This window comes from Candidatus Binatia bacterium (genome assembly GCA_036382395.1).
In the GTDB taxonomy this organism is placed as follows: Bacteria; Desulfobacterota; Binatia; order HRBIN30; family HRBIN30; genus JAGDMS01.
The window spans coordinates 1-19,534 of record DASVHW010000156.1; the positions used below are offsets into that span (position 1 = coordinate 1).

The 19,534-nt window shown below is 61.7% G+C and carries 18 protein-coding genes and 1 tRNA gene; 8 read left to right on the forward strand and 11 right to left on the reverse strand.

Going from position 1 to position 19,534, the window contains the following annotated elements; all coding sequences use genetic code 11:
• Positions 1–229 (forward strand): Mut7-C RNAse domain-containing protein (locus VF515_07305; GenBank protein ID HEX7407445.1); only part of this gene is annotated, 229 nt, incomplete at its 5' end.
• Between the two features lie 260 nt (positions 230–489).
• Here the strand turns inward: VF515_07305 and VF515_07310 are convergent.
• From VF515_07310 to tadA, 3 genes are all read right to left on the reverse strand, one after another.
• Entirely contained in the window at positions 490–645 is a 156-nt protein-coding gene (locus VF515_07310; protein HEX7407446.1) for a hypothetical protein, read from the reverse strand.
• Positions 646–918: 273 nt separating this feature from the next.
• Positions 919–1,009 (reverse strand) — tRNA-Ser (locus tag VF515_07315).
• Positions 996–1,469, reverse strand: a complete 474-nt coding sequence (gene tadA / locus VF515_07320; protein HEX7407447.1) for a tRNA adenosine(34) deaminase TadA — start codon at positions 1,467–1,469, stop codon at positions 996–998. Before tadA ends, VF515_07315 begins: the two co-directional genes overlap by 14 nt.
• A 126-nt stretch (positions 1,470–1,595) precedes the next feature.
• On the opposite strand from tadA, the gene VF515_07325 reads away from it, so the two are divergent.
• Positions 1,596–1,763, forward strand: coding sequence for a hypothetical protein (locus VF515_07325; GenBank protein HEX7407448.1), 168 nt, complete (start codon positions 1,596–1,598; stop codon positions 1,761–1,763).
• A gap of 346 nt (positions 1,764–2,109) precedes the next feature.
• On the opposite strand, the gene VF515_07330 is transcribed toward VF515_07325, so the two are convergent.
• From VF515_07330 to VF515_07340, 3 genes are all read right to left on the reverse strand, one after another.
• Positions 2,110–2,637, reverse strand: coding sequence for an NUDIX domain-containing protein (locus VF515_07330; protein HEX7407449.1), 528 nt, complete (start codon positions 2,635–2,637; stop codon positions 2,110–2,112).
• Positions 2,634–3,248 (reverse strand): transglutaminase domain-containing protein, encoded by a 615-nt coding sequence (locus VF515_07335; protein ID HEX7407450.1) that lies wholly within the window; start codon positions 3,246–3,248, stop codon positions 2,634–2,636. Before VF515_07335 ends, VF515_07330 begins: the two co-directional genes overlap by 4 nt.
• Before the next feature lie 172 nt (positions 3,249–3,420).
• Positions 3,421–4,053, reverse strand: a complete 633-nt coding sequence (locus tag VF515_07340) for a molybdenum cofactor guanylyltransferase (GenBank protein ID HEX7407451.1) — start codon at positions 4,051–4,053, stop codon at positions 3,421–3,423.
• A 246-nt stretch (positions 4,054–4,299) separates the two neighbouring features.
• Here VF515_07340 and VF515_07345 point away from each other — a divergent pair, with 246 nt between their 5' ends.
• On the forward strand, positions 4,300–4,581 hold the full coding sequence (locus VF515_07345) for a DUF3553 domain-containing protein (GenBank protein HEX7407452.1): 282 nt from the start codon (positions 4,300–4,302) through the stop codon (positions 4,579–4,581).
• Between the two features lie 43 nt (positions 4,582–4,624).
• On the opposite strand, the gene VF515_07350 is transcribed toward VF515_07345, so the two are convergent.
• Both VF515_07350 and VF515_07355 read right to left on the reverse strand, forming a co-directional pair.
• A complete protein-coding gene (locus VF515_07350) occupies positions 4,625–5,188 on the reverse strand; it encodes a hypothetical protein (GenBank protein HEX7407453.1) in 564 nt (187 codons plus the stop codon).
• A gap of 7 nt (positions 5,189–5,195) precedes the next feature.
• Positions 5,196–5,600, reverse strand: a complete 405-nt coding sequence (locus tag VF515_07355; GenBank protein ID HEX7407454.1) for a hypothetical protein — start codon at positions 5,598–5,600, stop codon at positions 5,196–5,198.
• Between the two features lie 263 nt (positions 5,601–5,863).
• Here VF515_07355 and VF515_07360 point away from each other — a divergent pair, with 263 nt between their 5' ends.
• From VF515_07360 to VF515_07375, 4 genes are all read left to right on the forward strand, one after another.
• Positions 5,864–6,655 (forward strand): prolipoprotein diacylglyceryl transferase, encoded by a 792-nt coding sequence (locus VF515_07360; protein HEX7407455.1) that lies wholly within the window; start codon positions 5,864–5,866, stop codon positions 6,653–6,655.
• A complete protein-coding gene (locus tag VF515_07365; GenBank protein ID HEX7407456.1) occupies positions 6,652–7,212 on the forward strand; it encodes a TlpA disulfide reductase family protein in 561 nt (186 codons plus the stop codon). Before VF515_07360 ends, VF515_07365 begins: the two co-directional genes overlap by 4 nt.
• Positions 7,187–8,536: a hypothetical protein gene (locus tag VF515_07370; GenBank protein ID HEX7407457.1), complete on the forward strand. Its 1,350-nt coding sequence runs from the start codon at positions 7,187–7,189 to the stop codon at positions 8,534–8,536. The genes VF515_07365 and VF515_07370 overlap by 26 nt, the downstream gene beginning before the upstream one ends.
• Positions 8,537–8,626: 90 nt before the next feature.
• The gene (locus VF515_07375) at positions 8,627–9,961 is read left to right on the forward strand and encodes a hemolysin family protein (GenBank protein ID HEX7407458.1); all 1,335 of its coding nucleotides are present in this window, start codon (positions 8,627–8,629) and stop codon (positions 9,959–9,961) included.
• A gap of 16 nt (positions 9,962–9,977) precedes the next feature.
• On the opposite strand, the gene VF515_07380 is transcribed toward VF515_07375, so the two are convergent.
• Positions 9,978–12,875: a POTRA domain-containing protein gene (locus VF515_07380; protein HEX7407459.1), complete on the reverse strand. Its 2,898-nt coding sequence runs from the start codon at positions 12,873–12,875 to the stop codon at positions 9,978–9,980.
• A complete protein-coding gene (locus tag VF515_07385; GenBank protein HEX7407460.1) occupies positions 12,865–16,812 on the reverse strand; it encodes a translocation/assembly module TamB domain-containing protein in 3,948 nt (1,315 codons plus the stop codon). The genes VF515_07380 and VF515_07385 overlap by 11 nt, the downstream gene beginning before the upstream one ends.
• A gap of 142 nt (positions 16,813–16,954) precedes the next feature.
• Between VF515_07385 and VF515_07390 the strand changes: the two genes are divergently transcribed.
• Entirely contained in the window at positions 16,955–17,971 is a 1,017-nt protein-coding gene (locus tag VF515_07390; protein ID HEX7407461.1) for a hypothetical protein, read from the forward strand.
• Between the two features lie 33 nt (positions 17,972–18,004).
• Here VF515_07390 and VF515_07395 read toward each other — a convergent pair whose 3' ends face one another.
• Positions 18,005–19,300 (reverse strand): MFS transporter, encoded by a 1,296-nt coding sequence (locus tag VF515_07395; protein ID HEX7407462.1) that lies wholly within the window; start codon positions 19,298–19,300, stop codon positions 18,005–18,007.
• Positions 19,301–19,534: the final 234 nt, after the last annotated feature.

Sequence of the window (19,534 nt, forward strand, 5' to 3'; positions counted from 1 at the left end):
CTTCGGCATCGACCCCTTCGCCGAGGCTTTCACGCGCTGTGCCCGTTGTAACGAGTCCCTCGTCGCCGTCCAAAAGGAAGAGATCGCTGATCGTGTGCCACCGTACGTCTTTAGCACCCAGACGCACTTCGTGCGCTGTCCCCGCTGCCACCGGATCTACTGGCCCGCAACGCACCACGAACATGCACGCAAGGAGTTGCAGGCACTTGGGATGGGCTCCGGAGTTTGACAGCCGCCCTCTTGTGGGGAGTGGCATCTGGCTTGCGTAATGGTGCACGAAATGCCGTGGAACACGTAACCTCTTGGGCCTATTAGTCTGGCAGCCGCGCAAGACCTTGCGGTTTTGCAACGACTGACAACGGATCGTTACCGGCGGCCGCTTCGATTCACCTCCGGCATAGCGCTTGCTACGTTCCCCTACATGTTGAATGAGGCTTCCCACATACCGTGGGGGATCGGCGGTCAAAGTATATGGCACCCAGGCACGCGTTAGCAGCAGCTCAGATCTTCGCCGAAGATGACGATCTCCATCTGTCGCGACTGCAGCCGGTCACCGGAGGTGAATCGCGAGCCGGCCAGTTGACCGGCACGAAGGCCCTCATGCTGGCCGTGTTGGAAGATGGTATCCGTAGCTTCCTTAGCCACTCGCGGCTTCTCGCCAACGAAGCCGAGTTTTGGATCTATTCACATCTCCGCCACTCACCGTTCTCATTCACCGTGGTTTGCGAAATGCTCGGCTTGGACCCTGGAGCCGTCCGCAAAACGCTGCGGCAGATGAAGAGTGAGAACGTTTCAGCGCGGAAGGCGATTCCCCGAGCCCGTCACAACGTGCGCATTCCGGGCCGGGTGTACGCTCGAAAAGCCTCTTGAGCCAGGCCACAATTCGCTCAGACCACGGGCCCTGAACTCAGGCAATGATGGCGGAGAGGGAGGGATTCGAACCCCCGGACCCGCAAGGGGTCACACGATTTCGAGTCGTGCCGTTTCAACCGGGCTCACGCACCTCTCCGCACGCGAAAAAAGTTCTGCAACAACGCTCTTGCCTCCGCAGCACAGACGCCACTGGCGATTATGAAGTGGTGATTAGTTTGCCGCAGACTCAAGTCATACACCGAACCCAACGCCCCAGCCTTCGGGTCGGCACATCCGAACACGAGCCGATCCACTCGCGCCTGAGTGAGTGCACCAACGCACATCGCACACGGTTCGGCCGTCACATACAGCGTCGTGCCCGGAAGCCGATAGTTCGCTTCGTCACGCGCCGCCGCGCGCAATGCCAGCACCTCGGCATGCGCTGTCGGGTCGCTGAGTGCGATCGGCGCGTTGTGGCCCACGCCGAGAATCCTGTCACCTCGAACCAACACCGCTCCGACTGGAACCTCACCTGCCGCGGCTGCTTGCCTGGCAGCCGCCAGCGCCTGGTGCATGAAGGCGTGATCCGCTTCCGCCTGTGGGTCACCGTTTAGCACGTCGGGTTGCATTCCGGCAGACGCTACCACACGGTGGCGCGCCCGACAACGAAATCGCGCTTGGACGGATGCCTTTGCGCCAGATGCCGTCACGAGATAGCATCCCACCGTCGCTCGGAGGGTTCTATGATGCGAATTGGAGACGAAGTTGTCGTCATGAGTACGCCCGGCCGCTTCAGGGTCGTGGCGGTTGACGACTCGGTTGTAACCATCGAGAGTGCGAAAGGCCTGCGCAAGACGGTTCGCGAGCAGAACGCGCGCCTGGTTGCCAAGCGCGATCAAACTTCGAAGTGACCCAGGGAGATCTGCCCCGTGTTGTGGTCTTACTCTCGGCGTGTTGCCCGCAGAACTACATTCTTCGCGATCACGCTCAGCATCATTTTCATCCCGTGCTGGGCGGTGCCAGCGCATGCGGGGTACCGCCACCCCATGCCGGCAGGATCGTCGCGAAGCTCAAAGGGGGACCGCGGCGTCGGCGCAGGTGGGGCTCCGCCCGTATCACCTGGCGGAGCAGTGGGGGGCGGCGCTGGCGCGAAATCGATGCGGGGCTACAACCCCGAGCGAGCCAAGCGTTTTTGGAGCCACTACCACGGCGGCAGACGGGATGCCAAGCGCAAGCCCTTGGAGCGAGAGAAGTAACTCACCGCGGCTGTGCTTGCTGACGCACCGCCTCGAGCTTTGCCAGGTATCGCCGAAGCACCTCAAGACCATCCGGGCAGAAGCGAAATCGTTGCGTCTGCTCAAGCACGGCGTCGAAGTCCATCCAATCACCGCTGGCGATCTCCGAAGCTTGCAGAACGAACGGACCCTCAGACGTACAGCTGTAGACCATCCCGGCCACGCGATTTGTTCCGTTTTCGTAACGCACGGGGAACAACCGCCTCAGCCGCACCTCGCTGACGCCCAACTCCTCGAGCAGTTCGCGGCGCGCGCCGGCATCGTAGTCCTCACCGGCCGCCACGACTCCACCGATGGCCACGTCCCAGAAACCGGGAAAGATGTCCTTGCTGAGCGTCCGGCGGTGCACAAAGAGCTGCCCGGCGGCGTTGAAAACCAGGATGTACACAGCACGGTGGCGTAGGTTGCGGACCCGCACTTCACGCCGCGTTGCCTGGGTGACGACGTGGTCATTCTCATCCACCACGTCCACGAGTTCGTCAACCTTCATGCCTTCTCGGGGTCGCGCTGTATTTCCGCCGTCAGTTCTTGCACCCACTGACTCAACGCTTCGAGGAACTGCTTACGCAAAGCGCGTTGGCGGGGAGTCAGCTTCGAAAGCAGTTCCTCCTTCAAGCGTTCCGGATCGCGCTCGGCCTCGGCGAAATCGTCCGCCACTACGCTCAGCAGCATGGCGCCCTTTCCATCCCACTCATCATTTCCCGGAAAACCGAACTCGCGCAGGCCACGCTCCCAGGTCGCGTCAATGTCGACCCAGGTGTCCTCGACAGCGATCTGCAGGTAATCATGCAGATCCACGATCTCGTTCTTGCGCAGCATTTCTTGCATCGGCGGAGGGAAGACCAGAGGCGACTCGTTAAAGCGGTGGGTACAGATCATGTGGCGTACGCGCAGCCCCAGCATTCGAAACAGCTCACCAAGCAAGTAATGCTTGCCCGAGCACGAACCCCGGCGCTGCTTGAGCACCTCGGCAGGATCTCGACTCGCCGGATAGCAATAGGGAATATCACGGACGTTCTCGAACACCTTGATGCGCGCCCGCAGAGCATCACAACCCTGCGTCCACACACGGAAAGTTTCAAGGACAAGGTCGTTTCCCATGGTGACAGCTGGAGAGTAGGTGGTGTTTGGGCTCTTCAAGGGTTCCGTCTTGGTCCCAGGCCCGGCTTCGGGGTGACCTCGACGCTCGCGATAGGCTCATCGTGAGGGACTGCACTGTACTGTCGGACGGTGCCGGCGTCAATCACCGCAACCATATTGGCGTAGCGGGTTTTCAGGTGTGGACGTGCACGGCGAACCGCGCCGCTTCCTCCGGCGTGTTGACATTGCGGAACGATTCATCCGCGCCCTGCACTTTCCGCATGACGGCCTCGAGGATGTAGTCGACCTGGATCATCGGCAAGAACTCCCTGATGGCGCGCGCCCCCCCACGCAGGGCCTCTCCCATCCGGTCGCGTAAGGCGGTAGCGTACACCGCATGCAACGGTTCGATGTCCCCGTCCCACCAGGGAACGACCGCGTCTTGCCCCTCGACACAGTTGATCAAGAACCCAATGGGTTCCACGCGCAAGAATGGCATGTCGCACGCAACCACGAAGGCATACGGGTATCGAACCAGACGCAGGCCCGCGTGGATCCCGGCGAGAGGGCCGTGCCCGAGGAATTCATCCCGTGTCACCTCCACGTCAAACTGGGCGTACTTTTCCGGCCGATTGCTGACGACCACAACTTGCGGAAAGCAGCGCTGGAAAAGTCCGAGCGTGCGCTGAAATACCGTTTGGCCGTTCACCGTCAGAAACGCCTTGTCTGCCCCACCCATGCGGCTGTTCTTGCCACCGGCAAGGATCACACCGGCCACCGCATCGCTGAGCCACTGCGCTTTTACGTCCCCTTGTGCCGGGGCCATCTTTCTCTGCACCTTCAAGCCGGCCGGCCCCCCCGGGGCTCGGCTACTCCGCACCGAAGCATAGGAACGCCCCAACAAAGAGTCAAGAATACCCGGCTACGCGTAATGCATCGTCACGCCGGTAACTCTGGGTTGGGATGAGCCCTGGCGATGCCACGGTCACGACCGCGGCGCGCAAACCGTGCACAATTCCTCTCCCAGTCACCGTGTGATTGTGTTAATAATCGGCCAAGCCTTAGCGGCTCGATGACGGACAAGCGGATCTATATTAGGCTCGGCGACAAGGTGATTCACCGTAACTACGAAGAGTGGGGCGAGGGGGTCGTTGTGGAGGAAATGACCTCGTCGGTGCCCGGAGGAACTTGTTTGGTCCGCATCCTCTTCGAGGACGGGCAAAAGCGCACGTTCAACAACGACATGGACAACGACCTGTGCTGTTACTATTTTGGGGTCCGTCGGTGCCGGCAGTTCGACTTTGAACCGACCGCGTCGACCCGCCGTCTGGTACACCGGCGGTTCGATCCCTGAGCGGGCGGCGGCAAAACCGGAAACGCCAGTTGGCGTTCAGACTCTATGCCCGGGCAGCGATGGCTTCGGCGTGGGCAACGCCCTCCGGTGACAGGTACTCGCGCATGAAACGCTGTAGCGCTCGGAGCGCCTTGTCCGCATCGTCGAAAAGCGCCTCACGCACCCATTCGCCGCGCACCCAGCAATCGAAGGAGGGGGCTTCGCCAAGGCTCAACTCAAGCAGCCGTTCGCCCAGGGGCATCCCCGTCACCAGGATCCGCAGCGACCGGCCGCAATCGACGATCACGCCTCGCGCGTATGGCGGCAGTGCAACCAATCTCTTCACTCGATCCAATTCACGCTCCGGGTACGCGGTTTCGGCGAGGCGAACATACCCCCAGCCTCCCTCGGGTGGGTCAGCAGCCACCAGCAGCTTCAGGTTGTGGTCGGTGAGACGATCTTTCGCCTTCTCTTGCTCGAAGTCGCGGGCCACCTGAAAGAACTGGCTGCCGGCCGGACCTGCGGGGCGCTTCACTCGCCCTTTTTCGTTGCCGCCGAGATCCACCCACCAACGATTGGTGACCGTTGGCTTCTGGGCCGTTTTGTCCTCGGTGGTTTTCTTCGCCATTCCAAGCTCAGCGCCGCCCGCCCCCATTATGGCGATGGTTGCCGTTATTCAAGCCCTTGACCATACGCAGGGCAAAGCTATCAGCCTTGCGTTCGGCGTCGGTCCAAAAAACATAATGGCCCATCTCGTGGTAGACGGCGTTTACCCACTGCCGTTCGGAATTGTATTTCCGACCATTCTTCCAGTTCTCTGGATGCAGCAGATGGATTTTGCCGTCCTCGTACGTTTTGCCGACTGTCCGTCCCCAATCGAGATACTCGAACCATTCAATGGTTGGACGTTTGAGATGGTAGAAACGACACAAGCCGCTTATCGCCCGATTGAAATCAGGTGACCGGTGATCCCGGAAAAAGGCAGTCAGGTACTTTTGAATTACACGCCGTTCTTTCAGCGGCGGCAAAATCATACGCATGGAGATACCCCGGAAACTACCGTGTGATGACATATAGTGAGCGCACTGATGAAAGTCAACGTGACAATCCTCAGCTCAGAGCGTCATGCTTAACGCACCATTTCCCTCGTGTTATTAAGATGTTACACGCTGCCGTCAACACGGGCGCCAGTCCGTCGACTTGCCGACAGACCCCGGATCGGCCCCGGGCAGCGTTCATACAATTTCGCTAAGCGAGATCTGCACTAGATTGCAATTGGGGCGTCCGCTATCATTTATAGCGCATGTATCCAGTCTTGTTCCGGATCGGACCGCTGACTATCTATGGCTACGGCCTGATGATGGCTATTGCCTTCCTGACCGCTGCCCATTTGACAGGCAGGGAGCTCACTCGGAAGGGTTTTGATGGCGATTCGGCGTCGACCCTGGTCTTCTGGGCCGCAATTGGCGGCTTGGTGGGCGCCCGCACTTTGGCCATTCTCGGCGACTGGCGCGGGTTCCTTGAGGATCCAATTCACACCATTTTCAGTGGTGCCGGCTTCGTGTGGTACGGAGGCTTTTTAGGTGGAGTGGTGGCCGTCAGCTGGAGCATGCGGCGTCTCCGGCTTCCCTGGCTGATGACGGTCGACTGCATCGCCCCTGGACTGGCGTTGGCCCACGGCATCGGTCGCATCGGATGCCAGCTTGCCGGCGACGGCGACTGGGGTCGGGAAACGGTGCTCCCTTGGGGCATGGCCTACCCGAACGCAATTGTCGGTTGGCATTATCCGCCCGGCGTGCGCGTGCACCCGACCCCGCTGTACGAGTTGCTCGCATACGTGCTGATCTTCCTCTTCCTCTGGTCTATTCGGACACGCCAGCATACAGATGGCGCTCTTTTTTGGTGGTACCTCGTTCTTGCATCCGCTGCGCGCTTCATGGTTGAGTTCGTCCGCATCAATCCCCGCATCGTGTTTGGCCTCACCGAAGCACAAGCCATCAGCCTGGCGCTCATGGCGATTGGCGCCTGGCGGCTCGTGGCGACACGCGGCCTGTCGGTTCATGCCGCCCCTTCATTCAGTCCGTCGAAGCAATGAAGCGCTGGGGCCTACCGGTGGGCTTTCTTCTGATTGCCCTGGGAGCCGCGTTCTACTTCCAGCAGTTACAGGCTAGCGGACGGGCGGGATTTCCAGCGCCGGACTTCACCTTGAAGGACCTTCAAGGGCACCCTTATCATCTCGCTGACTTCCGAGGGAAAATCGTGTTCCTGAATGTCTGGGCGACATGGTGTCCTCCCTGCAGGATGGAAATGCCTTCGATGGAGCACCTCTATCGGCGGCTGAGAGACAAAGACTTTGTTATGCTCGCGGTGAGTGAAGACGAGGATGGGAAGGCCGTGGTTCAAAGTTTCGTCAATCAGGTCGGCCTCACGTTTCCCGTCCTCATGGACCCAGACGGCGTCGTTCCTGGCCGTTACGGCGTGACGGGTTACCCTGAAACATTTGTCATCGATCGGGAAGGTCGGGTTATCCAACACACCATCGGGCCCGAGGATTGGGAGAGCGAACAAGCGTACGCATATTTCGCTCGCTTACTGGAAGCGGGGGCAGGAACGACTCAGGCCACCGGTGAAAACGCGCGAACAGGCGGCTAGGGGCTGGCAGAAGCCCGTCGAGCCCGCGCCGGTGAATCACAATCCACGCCTCGCATCCGTTTGCGCGGCGACGCTTTCCACCTGCCTCTTGCTGACACTGGCTCCCCGCGGGGCCGGAGCCAAAGAGACCTTCTCCATCGACTACATCGTTACCGTCTCTGCGACCAACCCACACATCGCGCGGGTCCGGTGGGAACTGACCGGCATCGAGGAGATCGCTCAACTGCGACTTCGTTTCCCGTCCGCACGGTTCGACACCTTCCAGGGCACCGGTAAGTTGCAGCCGGTCGAAGGCGGCCTGCTATGGGAGCCTGGGGGACCGTATGCTCACCTCAGCTACCGGGTCAAGATCGACCACATTCGGGGTCAGCACCAGCGCTACGACAGTTACGCAGGTCACGACTGGATCGTCACCCGAGCACGTGATCTGTTTCCTCGAATTGGCATCGATTGCCATCCCGACACCAAAGGCACTCCCAAGTCGCGCGCGCGCCTGATTTTCCGCCTGCCGCGTGGCTGGCGGAGCGCGGCACCTCTGCCCGCTTTGGGTCCCGACACCTACCACTTGAGCGAGCCAGGGAAGATTCTTGATCGGCCGCGCGGCTGGTTTGCGCTAGGCAAGTTCGACTTGGATCGCCAGGAGATCGCACAGGTGATGATCGAGTTGGTGCGGGTGCCCGGCTCGGCCCTGTCTCCGACGGCCCTGTTTCACTTCCTGGATCGGACTCTGCCCGCGCTGAAGAAACTCCTTCTCGCCCGGCCCGAGTCCCTGCTGGTGGTGAGCGCCCCCGATCCCATGTGGCACGGCGGCATCAGCGGGGAGCATTCGCTCTTCATGCATGCCGGCCGTCCACTGCGTACGCCCGACAAGACATCGCCTTACCTGCACGAGTTGTTTCACGTCTTACAGCCGTACAAGCCCGCGGCTGATGCCGACTGGATCGAGGAAGGGCTGGCGGAGTTCTACTCGCTCGAACTGCAACGTCGCGCCGGATTGATCGACGCGGCGGCGTACGCGCGGGCACTCGGCTATTTCGAGCGCTTCGGCCTGTGGAACGTCGACCTCACCCAGCAGCAAGACAACGCCGCCACCAACAACAGTGCCCCGCTGGTGATGCATGTGCTTGACCAGCGCATCCAACGGGCAACCGCCGGCAAGAGGCGCTTGGACGATGCCGTAACCCAGCTGGCGCAGGAGGGCGGAGAGGTCAACACCGCTCGCTTCCTGCATTCGGTAAACCAGGCGAGCGGGAGAAACTTTGCGAAATTTTTCGAGCGGCATGTTCTGCGTGGGACACCGCCTGATGTGAACACGGCGCAATAGCCGTGGGCCTGCGGAAGCGGCGTGATGCCGCAACGCCTGGTTCCCTGCCACGCTCAGGGCTATGCTTATCGTGACGGAGGACCGAAAAGCATGTACGTCGATACCGGTTGGCTCGATATCGCAGCGATTGTTGCACTGATTCTCGCCAACGGGTTCTTCTCTGCTGCGGAAATCTCGATCATCGCCGTGCGCAAGAGCCGCTTGGCACAGCTCATCAGCGAAGGTGAACCGGTGGCCAGCACGATCGCCGCCCTCAAGAACGAACCAGGGCGGTTTCTCGCGACGGCGCAAATCGGTATCACGGTCGTCGGCTCGATGGCGTCGGTCATCGGTGGTGCGGCAGCGGTACGCTACCTCGAACCCTTGCTGCGCAACACCCTGCCGGCGGTCTTCAGCCAATGGGTTGAAGCACTCGCGCTTGCCGTAACCGTGATCGTGATCTCGTACTTCACCCTCGTCCTCGGCGAGTTGGTGCCCAAATCGCTGGCGCTGCGGCACAGCGAGCGACTGGCGCACTTCTCCGCCCGACCGATTCAGCGCGTATCGATTTTGGTAGCCCCGCTGGTGAAGACGCTCACGCTCTCGACCGACGCTGTTCTCTGGTTGTTCGGTCACCACGTCACGGGCCAGGAAGCCTTTATCTCTGAAGCGGAAGTCAAGCAGATGGTGCACGAAGGGGCGCAGCATGGCATCTTCGACGAAGCGGAACGGCAGCTCATCCACAGCGTCTTCGAGTTCACCGACACCTCCGTGCGTGAAGTCATGGTGCCGCGATCCGAAGTGCATGCGGTAGAGGCGTCCGTCTCGTTGCCGAATATTCTCAAGCAACTCGTCGACACTGGGTTCTCGCGCATGCCCGTTTTCCAAGGGGACCTCGACCATGTCATCGGCATCGTCCACATTAAGGATCTCCTGCGCGAGGTCGAGAAGCCACAACCAGCAACGCTGGCCGGCGTCATCCATCCGGCGTTTTTCGTGCCCGATTCGATGCAGATCAGTGATTTGCTGCGCGAGCTACAGAGCCGGCGGACGCATATGGCAGTGGTCGTCAATGAGTTCGGCACCGTCATCGGGCTGGTCACCATCGAAGACCTCCTCGAGGAAATCGTCGGCGAGATTCGCGACGAGTTCGACATTGATGAGGAACAACCGGTGCAGGAACTGTCCGATGGTTCGCTGCTCGTTGATGGCTCCTTCCCACTCGATGCACTCAAAGAACGATACGGAACCCCCTTCGAGGAGACCCCCAACTACAGGACAGTCGCTGGTTTCGTATTGGCGCAGCTCAAGCGTATCCCAAAAGGGGGCGAAGCAATCAGCACGTCGGGCTATAAGATGACCGTCGTTGTGCTCGACGGCCGCCGTGTCAGCAAGATTCGTATCGAAGGTCCACTGGGCGGCCTAAAGGCGTCTTCACACGGTTGACGGCCCAAAGCCGCAATCAGAAGGTGGTGCCGACGCTGAAGTGCACCTCACCGACGGATTCGTCGGCACGGCGGTCGAGCTTGAATCCGTAATCCAGACTGATCGGTCCCACGGGCGTGATGTAGCGCAGCCCGAGTCCACTGGAGCGCCGAAAGTCGTGGATGCTGATGGACCCGCAGCCGCTGCAACTTGCCGTCGCTCCGGTTCGGTTTTCCAGGTACACGCCACCGCCGTCCGCGAACACCACGCCCCCGAACCCGTACAGGAGCGGAAACCGCAGTTCCGTATTCAAGTTCAACGCCAGGCTGCCACCGAGCGGATCACCGCCCGGCACAAAGGTCCCCTTGGCGTCGGTGAAGGCGTTCCCCTTGGGGCCAATCTGATTCTCGCTGAAGCCGCGCACCGTCGTTCTGCCGCCCAAAAAGAAGCGTTCGCGAATCGGCACCGTGTCGCCGTCGTCGTACGCGCGCGCCCAGCCGGTGCGGGCAACGTACACGAATGTCATTTCGTCGCCCAATGGAACGTACTGGGCATGCTGTGCCGACACCTTGACCAACGGGATGTCGGTGCCGAACTGCCTTGGTGCGACTCGCACGCGCAACGAATCGAAAACACCACGGCGCGGCACGAACGGATCGTCGCGCCCGTCGTAGATCGCAAACGGACCGACACCCATGGTCCGCAGCCGTCCTTGATCACGCCCATTGAAGTGGACGACATCAGGTGCCAGGTTGAACACCTGAGCCTGCTCGATCTGTGTCTCCACACCCACCTGCAGACCGGGCAGCACAGTCCGTTCCAAGGCCGAGATTAGCGCAAACCGCTCCAAGCTGAATTGGTCCACACTGCGCGTCGAGCGCTGCCCAATCAGGTTGGAGCGAAAGGTCCATTTCGTCCCAATCAGCTGCCGCTCCCGAAAGCCGAGATTGCCCAGGTACTCATTGGGCGTGAGATCGCCGGGTTGCAAGTTGAAGTCCCCACGCAAGCTGATCCGACGCGCCAAACCCTGCAGGTTGTCCTGGCTCACCTCGCCGAACCCGCGGAAGCCGTCGCGGGTGTTGTAGCCCGCGCCCCACTGCAGACTCCCTGGTGGCTTTTCGGCAACGCTGACTGTCACATCTTGGCAATTCTTCTTGGCTGCGGCACGGTGCTCAGCCACAGCCGGCATCTCGGAGGGCGTCGCCGGCTCAGGCTCTGATTTCACGTGCAACGGCCGCACCGTGACGCTACGGAAGATTCCCAGCTTGTAGACGTTCGTCTGCCCCTGCAGCAGCGCCTCCGGATTGAGCGGATTGCCCTCTTGAAACGGCAGTTCGCGCACAATGACGGCAGCGCGCGTGTCAAAGTTGTTCTGAACGATGACCGTCCCTACGCGCTGCTGCTCCATCGGTGTAGCCTCGAAGTACACGGTCGCGGCCTGGGTCTCCCCAGCCACCTCCTTTTCCACACGCGTCTCCACTTTGGCCTCCGTGTAGCCAGCCGTTGCCAGCGCCGCCAGCAGCGCCCGTCGGTCGCTGTCCAACTTCTCCGCATCAAGCGGCTGGCCGACCTCGAGGGCTAGTTTCGGCAGGCGATCGGCAATCGGCTCAACGTCGTTGCGCTCAATACGCCGGACTATCGTCTGCCGACCTTCGTCGACGACGATGCTGATGAAGACCGCGCCCTTCTCTTGGTCGAAGCGCCTTCGCTGGTCGACGATTTCAGCCGATTCGAACCCATGCCGCCGGTACAAGTACCACAGACGTTTCAGATCGTCGTCGAGAACATCATCCAGCAGAACACCACGACGCCAGGGAATCCAACTTGGAGGCCGCGTCGCCATGATCGCACCCAACTCTCCCGTGGCCACGCCGTGGTCACCTTCGAAGTCGACACGCGCGACGTGAAACCTCCGCCCTTCGTCGATCGTGAAGCGGACGCTCTTCGGCGGCCCCGTGTCGATTCTGAGGTCGACCTTTGCGAAGTAGTAGCCCTTTTCCTGATAGGCACGCTGGGCGCGGCGAGCAAGCTCCCGCCACGTGCCATCCGTCACGATCGGCCGTTTTGCCAACTCGATGAGATCAAGCAGCTTATGGTCGCTGAACTGGTGGTTGCCGGCAAACTCGATTCGGAATAACGGCCCGGGATCGACGCGAAAGTGCAACCTCCCAACCTCGCCTGGTTCGCGCTCCCATTTGCTCTTCACCTCGACTTCATCATAGCCCCTGTTCCGCAACAGCCGCACAACCGCCTTTTCCGCCGTGCGTTGCCGGTCGCGCACATAGCGGTCACCGACGCCAATACCGATCGCCTTGCGGACCTCGTTTTCCGCAAGCGGGAGCGGTCCTTCGATTTCAACAATGCCGACACGAAGAGGCTTGCCCTCATCGATATGGAAGATGACGTCCACCTCGCCCGGAGAGCGTGTCCGCACCTCCGCCTCCACGCGCGCCGCATCGAATCCTTCCGCGGCGTATCGTTTGCGGATGCGGTCGACCGAGTAGTTGCGCAGCTTGCCCGTCAGCGCCATGCTCTCACGCAGGCGCACGACCCGGTGCAACTCCCTGTCGCTGATCGCGTCGTTCCCTTCAAAGTGAATCCGATTAACTATGGGTTTACGCGCCAGATGAATCACTACGGCGACGCCATTCCCTCGTGCTTGCGGATCGATCGCGACCTTAGTAAACAAGTGATTCTGCTCCAACCGCCACTTGGCTTCCTTGAGATCTTCGGAGCGCAGCGGATCTCCCGTCTTCATCGGCATCAACTGAGCGAGGCCGGGAACATCGATCGGAGCGGCGCACTCAAACTCGACGGCGACTATGGGTTGACCCAGCTGCTCCGTGGCGTGCTCCTGCGCTCGCCCGGGGGCTCGGGCCAGGATCGCCGCGAGCAGCACGAAGCGCAGCAGCATGCCGCCGCCGTTACTGCGCATCGCCGCCAGCCGTCGTCTCCAAGCCGCCGGACAATAACGAAAACGGCAGCTTGCGAAATTCGTAGCGGAACTTGATATCGCCCCCGAAGGCGCCCGACTGCTGGGACGTTTGTCCCTCCCACGACCCCAGCAGTGAAATTTGCCGTGTCAGGCGGTACTCGAGTTGGACCATCCGTTCCGTCCCGATACCGAGGGTCGTTGACACCGCTGCCCGGAGCCTTTCCGTAAGGTCCTTACCGATGGTCACCCGCGGCTCGATCGACCCAGCCGAGCCAGCAATGGGCGATTGTACCGTCTCGATCTCTAGGCGGTTCACGCCGATGAGCTTTGCGACCGGTCCCGTAACCGTACCAGTCGGCAGCAAGGCGACCGCGTCGATCGCGCTTATGCCTCCACCCTGACGCTGCAGCTGTGCGGCGGTTTGACCAAAGGTGATCAGGCTGATGATATCGGTCTCCGATAGCGTCGGATCGTCAGCACTGAACTGGACTCGTGGGTTTTCGGCTGTGCCTGCAACTGACACGCTCACCGTGTAATCCGCTTCCGCCGTCGAAATCTGCGATTCCGCGGAGATGTTCAAGATCGGATTGATGCGGCTCCGGTCGCGAAAGTCGATCGACCCACCGGTAATATTGAACGTCCGCTGCTTGAACTTGACTTGGCCGGTCAAGAACTCGATCGTGCCGGTCAGTTGCGCCTCGTCGATCGTCCCAGCGAGACGCAAGTCGGCGCCGAGTTCCACCTCGGCGACGTTGTTGTCGATGTGCACACCGCCAGGAGCATGGATCCGAACGTTGAGGTGCACTCTTGGGCTCGGTGGCTTCGTCCGTGGTGCGGGGGTGATTTGCTCTCTGAAGAACGGAAGGAAGTCCGTTAGCTCGATGTTCCGGTCGTACAATGCGCTCAGCACCTCGACATTGCCGCCTACTGCAATCTCCCGCCATGTGCCCTGGATCTGGCCCACTCCCGACACCTGCGCTTCCAGGCCCTGACTGGTGCTCAGCGCCACCTCCTGGATTTCCCAGGAAACGTTGGGTCCCTCATCTAGGCTCAGCGTGCCACCGACATGGAACTGCCCCCCACCTGCTCTTCCATCGAGATTCACGATCCGGACGCTGCTGCCCGCGAGCGTAAAGTCGCCGTTGACGTCGGTGAACGCAACCGGCAGGCCCAGATCCAAGGCTGTGTCACGGACTTGCGCCTGCCCGCCCAGGTTCCAGCCGCTGGTCGGCTGGCGGCGGACCTGCATCGAAACCGTGAACAGTCCGCGAGCAGAATTGAAGGGACGGCCCATCAGTTCGAGCAATACCAGATTCCCTTCGCCCTGTGCCTGCACATCCACCTGTCCTGACAGCCCGATCTCGCCACTGATGCTCAGCTGGCTGCTGGGTGCCGCCAAGACCATCGAGCGGATGAGGAAGCGCCCCTCGGTGACGTCGATGCGAATGGGTTGCCGCGCTGCGACCTCGTATTGATCACGCCTGATCTCGAGCTGCGTAATACGCACCGTGCCATTCGGCGTTGCCCAGTCCTTCATGGAGCCCTTGAGATCGATATCGCCAGTGGCGACCGCCGTCAGTGATTGATCATTAGAAAGCAGCCGGCCAAACTCCAGGGAACGCAGATGCGCGCCCAGGGTGTAGGGGTATCCGTTCGCCGTTCGCAGGGTCGCCTCGATGACGACTGCGTTCTCCAACGCAGCCCCGGTCAAGGTCCACTCGCCCTGCCGTCCAGCGGCTTGGACGGCCATGTCACCCAGCTGACGACCGCCGACACCGACATGCGAAGCGATCACACGCAGCGACCCGCTGAGCTCAAGCGGTTTCCCGGAGATCTCCGCGTGAACCGCAACTGTTCCGGTAAGGTCACGCCGGCCCGCGCCACGCAGGTTCGCAAGCTGGAACGGCGTCGAATTAATGGCCACTTGCAGGCCTGCCGTATCGCTGCCGGAACCGTCGACCGTCAATGTTTCAGTCGGTGTATGCAGTAAGCTTGCCTGCACCGCCCAGCGGGGCAGCTCTGTCGTCGCCTTGATATCGATCTGCTCGACCGGCTCCTGAGCAAGATAGACCCCTTGTGCCGTAACCTTGGCTTCCAATGCCGCCCGCCTCCACGTGCCTCGTGCACGTACGGCACCGTTGAGCTTTCCACCACTCACGGGAAGAGTGGCCCTGATGAGGGTCTGCACGATTCCAGTCACGAGATCGGTCTCCAGATTCCGGATCTGCAGTCGCCAGTCGTTCTCTGCCCTCTGGCCGAGCGCGATCGTGCCGGTCAGCTCGGCGCCACCTCCCGCCGTGTCGATCCTCACGCTTGACGTCTTCAGTGTGGAAGGCTCGATACTGACGTCACCGACAAGCCGCGGCACGGCAACACCCATTACCGTCAGGTCCTTCCCCATGATGCTTGCCTGGAGCTTGGGCTCTATTAGGGAACCCGAAAGGGTTGCTGTACCTTCCGATTGACCGGTCAAACCCAGGTCACGCACCGGCTTAGGCAAGAGGGCGCTCAGTGCCCGCAGGTCACGCACCTGCAGCTGGACCGGCCCTGCAATCTGTGTGTCCTTCCATGCAAGCATTGCTGTCAGGTGGTTCTTTTCCGATTGTTCCACCTCCAGTTGCACCGTCCCCCCGTCACCCTCGACGTGAGCATCGAGTCCGATGGTGGCCCTGTCGCGGCCCGCCCGTGCGCTCTCCGGACCCTTCACCATCGCCGTCAATACACTGCTGGCGGAACCCGCTGCTGGTCCGACCGTTTCGGGACCCGTGCGCGACGCCGCCGACGGCTCCGATGCGCCGGCCAGCACTTCGCCCGTCGCTTTGATGTTGAGGTCGAGAGGATCGAGCGTGCCGAACACGGCCACCGTGCCACTGACGTCATCGCCGATTTCGACATGCTGCCCAAAGGTCGCCAATACAGCGTCGAGGTTGACTGCTCCAAGATTCACGGTGCCTTCGATCGGCAACTTCTCCGTGGTCGTCAGGTCCGCCGCAGCGGTCACGCGGCCCATGGGACCGATCAAGTCGAGGGCGGCCACACGCAACAGCTGGGCCTGGCGGACGACTTGCGTCTTCACGTCGCCAAGGCCGTGTTGGTCGATTGCCAGGTTGCGAATATTGAGCTGAACGTCCAGGTCCGGGTCCGATAGATTCCCCATCACCCTCCCATCAATCTCGGCCTCACCTTGTATCGATTGATCCACCAACCCGCTGATACCTCCCAGGTCCACCGTTGCCGAGAGGTTGTACTCACCTGCGTGCGCAGCCGGACTCACGGCGATACCGATCCCATCTCCCGTGACGCTACCGGTCGTGAGGAACAGGCCCTGAGCGCTCGCGCCACCTTCGACATGTGCTTGCGCCAGGTTGAGCTTGACCGCGCGGCGCTCGATTTGTATCCCGGCCACATCGAGGGTCGCCGTGAGTTGCTGGGTGAGCCAACTGCCGGCGCACTGTCCTCTCACCTGCGCCACGGTGAGTGCCGCATCCGCGTCCAGAAAGCGGAACAGAACCTGCCCTTGGCCAAGTTCAACCTGTTTCACGCGCAGCAAAGGAACGCGTCCGGGCTTTCCTTGCTGCTCATGGGTTCCGGTCTTGCGTGGCGGCAGCTGCCTGAGATCGAGCTCCACTGATCCGATTTGCCCCGACAGCACCGGCCGTCCTTCCTTGAGGCTCTCGAGTGCCCAGAGGCGAGCGTCGATGCTCCGGACCCGACCGAGGACCGTCGGTTCCGTCCCAACGACGACAGCGCCCACGTGAACCTGCGGTGGCCATACGGATATGGCCAGATCGTCGATCCGGGTGGGCCGGTCGAACACCTCGGCAAGGATTCTCTCGAGCTGCTGCCGCGTCAAGTCCGTCAGCGATGGCCATGCGCTCCACGCACCCACAGCCGCGCACAGCCCCAGGAGCAGGAGTACAAGGAGAAGCCGCTTCATCCGCACAGCTCGCAGCGCAGTGGAAATACGAACCGCTCGGTGGTAGCATCCGCCGGCTTGTGGATCAACTTGGAGCACCGTCCGGCAGCCATTGCTGCGCCAGGAACGATGCTGGGCAGGTAAGTAAACTGAAGGCTTTCGAATGAAGAGTCAGGCAACCAAATTACGCCCGCAGGGACGGACTGTACACAAAGCGAAACACACGGCCCCGCTCACGCGTCTGGTAGTGCTCGATGCCCTCCGGACGTGGGTGCTCCCCACCGTAACGATAGCCCTGAGCTTTGTCGTCTTCGTAATCTACAATGTGGGCTTGGTAGACGACGCCTTTGCCGTGACCGCGGTCGGGATTGCAGTCTTGGCCACCGTGCTCTTTTTCGGTCTACGCAGTTTCCTGGCGCACGAGCTTGAAAGCGCGATCCTGCCGATGCTCGTGGGTTTCGCTGTTCTGTGGGCCGCGGCCTCTCTCTATCCATTCTATCGGACCGTCAACCCCGGAACACCGGTTTTCAGCACAGAACTCAGCCACAACGGTCCTCCCGTCACCGTACCGTTGCACGGTCAATCCGGCCGATACAGTGTGATCGTGGAGGGCCGCTTTCTACCGGCCGAAGGCCGCACGAATCGCACCGCGGCTTACAGCATCGCCCTCGGGCATGACGGCACGACGGACCGCGTCATCCAGGGGGCTTTCAGCCAAACCTGGGGCACTGAGCGAATTGGCGCGGGCCGCCGCTCTTCCCTCGTTCCCACTATGCATCAAACGACTCAGGTTCATGAGACGATCGATAATCCAGAAGCACGCGATCTCACGCTCCAACTTACCGAACTGTCGCCAGGCGTCCGCGACAGCGTCATCATCCGCATCTACGGCGAAAGTGTACCGCAATGGGCACTGATTGTGCTCGGCGTGTTGGCGCTTGCCGGAGCGATCGTCATCGACGCCCGGCGACCCAAGGGTGCAAATGACGGCCTGATGACGACCATGACAGTCGCGGCGTTCGTTGGCATCGCGATCTTTCGGGTGTCGTCGCCGGCGACTCCGGGTTTTCCGCAACTCGCCATCGCCGCCCTCATGGGCACGCTCGCAGGCGCACTCGGAGGCAGTGTCCTCTGGCGCCTCGCCCGGCCGCTCAAGAAGCACCTCGTTGGCCGACAGTAACGTTCCGACGGGTCCGTTCCCCCTCCCTTGTCTTTACGTGTTGGGGATTGGCTCGGTCGGATCGATACGGAGCCAGCAGGCTGCGGCAAGCAGATAAAACCCCGCTACCGTGATCAGGGGGGTGTTCCAGGAGCCCCAACGTTCCAGGCAGAGCCCGACCACCACTGGGCTCAGCGATCCTCCCAGGTTGCCGAACGTATTCATGGCGCCGGTAACCACGCCAGCATGCCGGCCGCCGATTTCCAAGCACACCGCCCAGGCTGGGGCTACGCCGAGGGCAGCCAAACCCGCCGCCAGTGCCAGCAGCAGCGCCGCCGCGGTGGCCACCGGTGTTGCCACCGCGGCGAGGACGGCGATCGCCGCCAGCGGCAAGCCGATGAGGCCCGGTGTGCGCCGCCCGGCGCGCGCCCCCCAACGCCGCACCAGCACGTCGCTCATCCAACCGCCGGTAAGAACGCCTGCGGCGATGCTGAGATACGGCAGGGCCGCCAGCCAGCCCACCTGATGCAGATCGAAGCCTCGGGCGCGCAGCAGATACATCGGCATCCAGGTCAGATAGAAATACCAGCCGTAAATCGCGCCGCCGTACATGACGCAGAGGGCCAGCAGGCCGCGGTGGCGGGCGACATCACGCCAGGGCACGGCGCCATGCGCCTGCGGCGGCTCGGTGCCGATCAGGCGCAACTCGCTCTGGTTCACACCCGCATGTTGATGCGGGTCGTCACGGAACCACCAAAACCAGGCCAGCGCCCACACCACGCCCACCAGACCGAACATGGGAAAGCTGTGTCGCCAGTGCACCACACCCAACAGCGCCACCACCAGCGGCTGCGTGAGCGCGCCACCGAGCGCTCCGCTCATGACGGCCAAACCAAACGAGCGGCCTCGCTCCCGGCCGGGCAACCACCGCGCATAGGCGCGGGCGATGCTCGGGAACGTTCCTGCCTCGCCCAGACCGAACAGCAAGCGCACGGCGAACAGCGACGCGAATCCCCCGACCAGACCGGTCGCTGCGGTCATCACTGACCACCAGATGACGATACGAGTGAGCATCAGTCGGGCACCGAAGCGGTCCGCCAACCATCCGCTCGGCACCTCGAACAGGGCGTAGGCGAAGGTGAAGGCACTGAAGACGTAGCCCATCTCCGCATCGCTGAGATGAAGATCCACCTTCATCGCCGGCGCCGCCGTGGCGATACACACGCGATCGAGGTAGGCAACGGCGGTCAGCGCCAGGGTAAACCCCAGCACGCCGTATCGTGCCCGCGTAGGCGCGACTCTCTCGGCCGCCAGCGATGCAACCGGCACCGTCACTGGTGGAACTGACATGGTGCGCGCCCTTGTAACTCTGCCGCGCTAGGTCACGCAACCGGTGGAGCGCCGTGACGGTGGAATTACTGGAAGTTCTCGGTGAAGAAGATCTGCTGCACGTACACGAACCGCGGCACCAGCGGCGGCATGGTGGCCACATTGCTGAAGCGGGTGTCGTCGGTCACAGAAGAAGCTCGCTAACGAGCGAGTAGAAGAACCCCGAGAACGCACCTCGGTCTAATTTCACGCGAA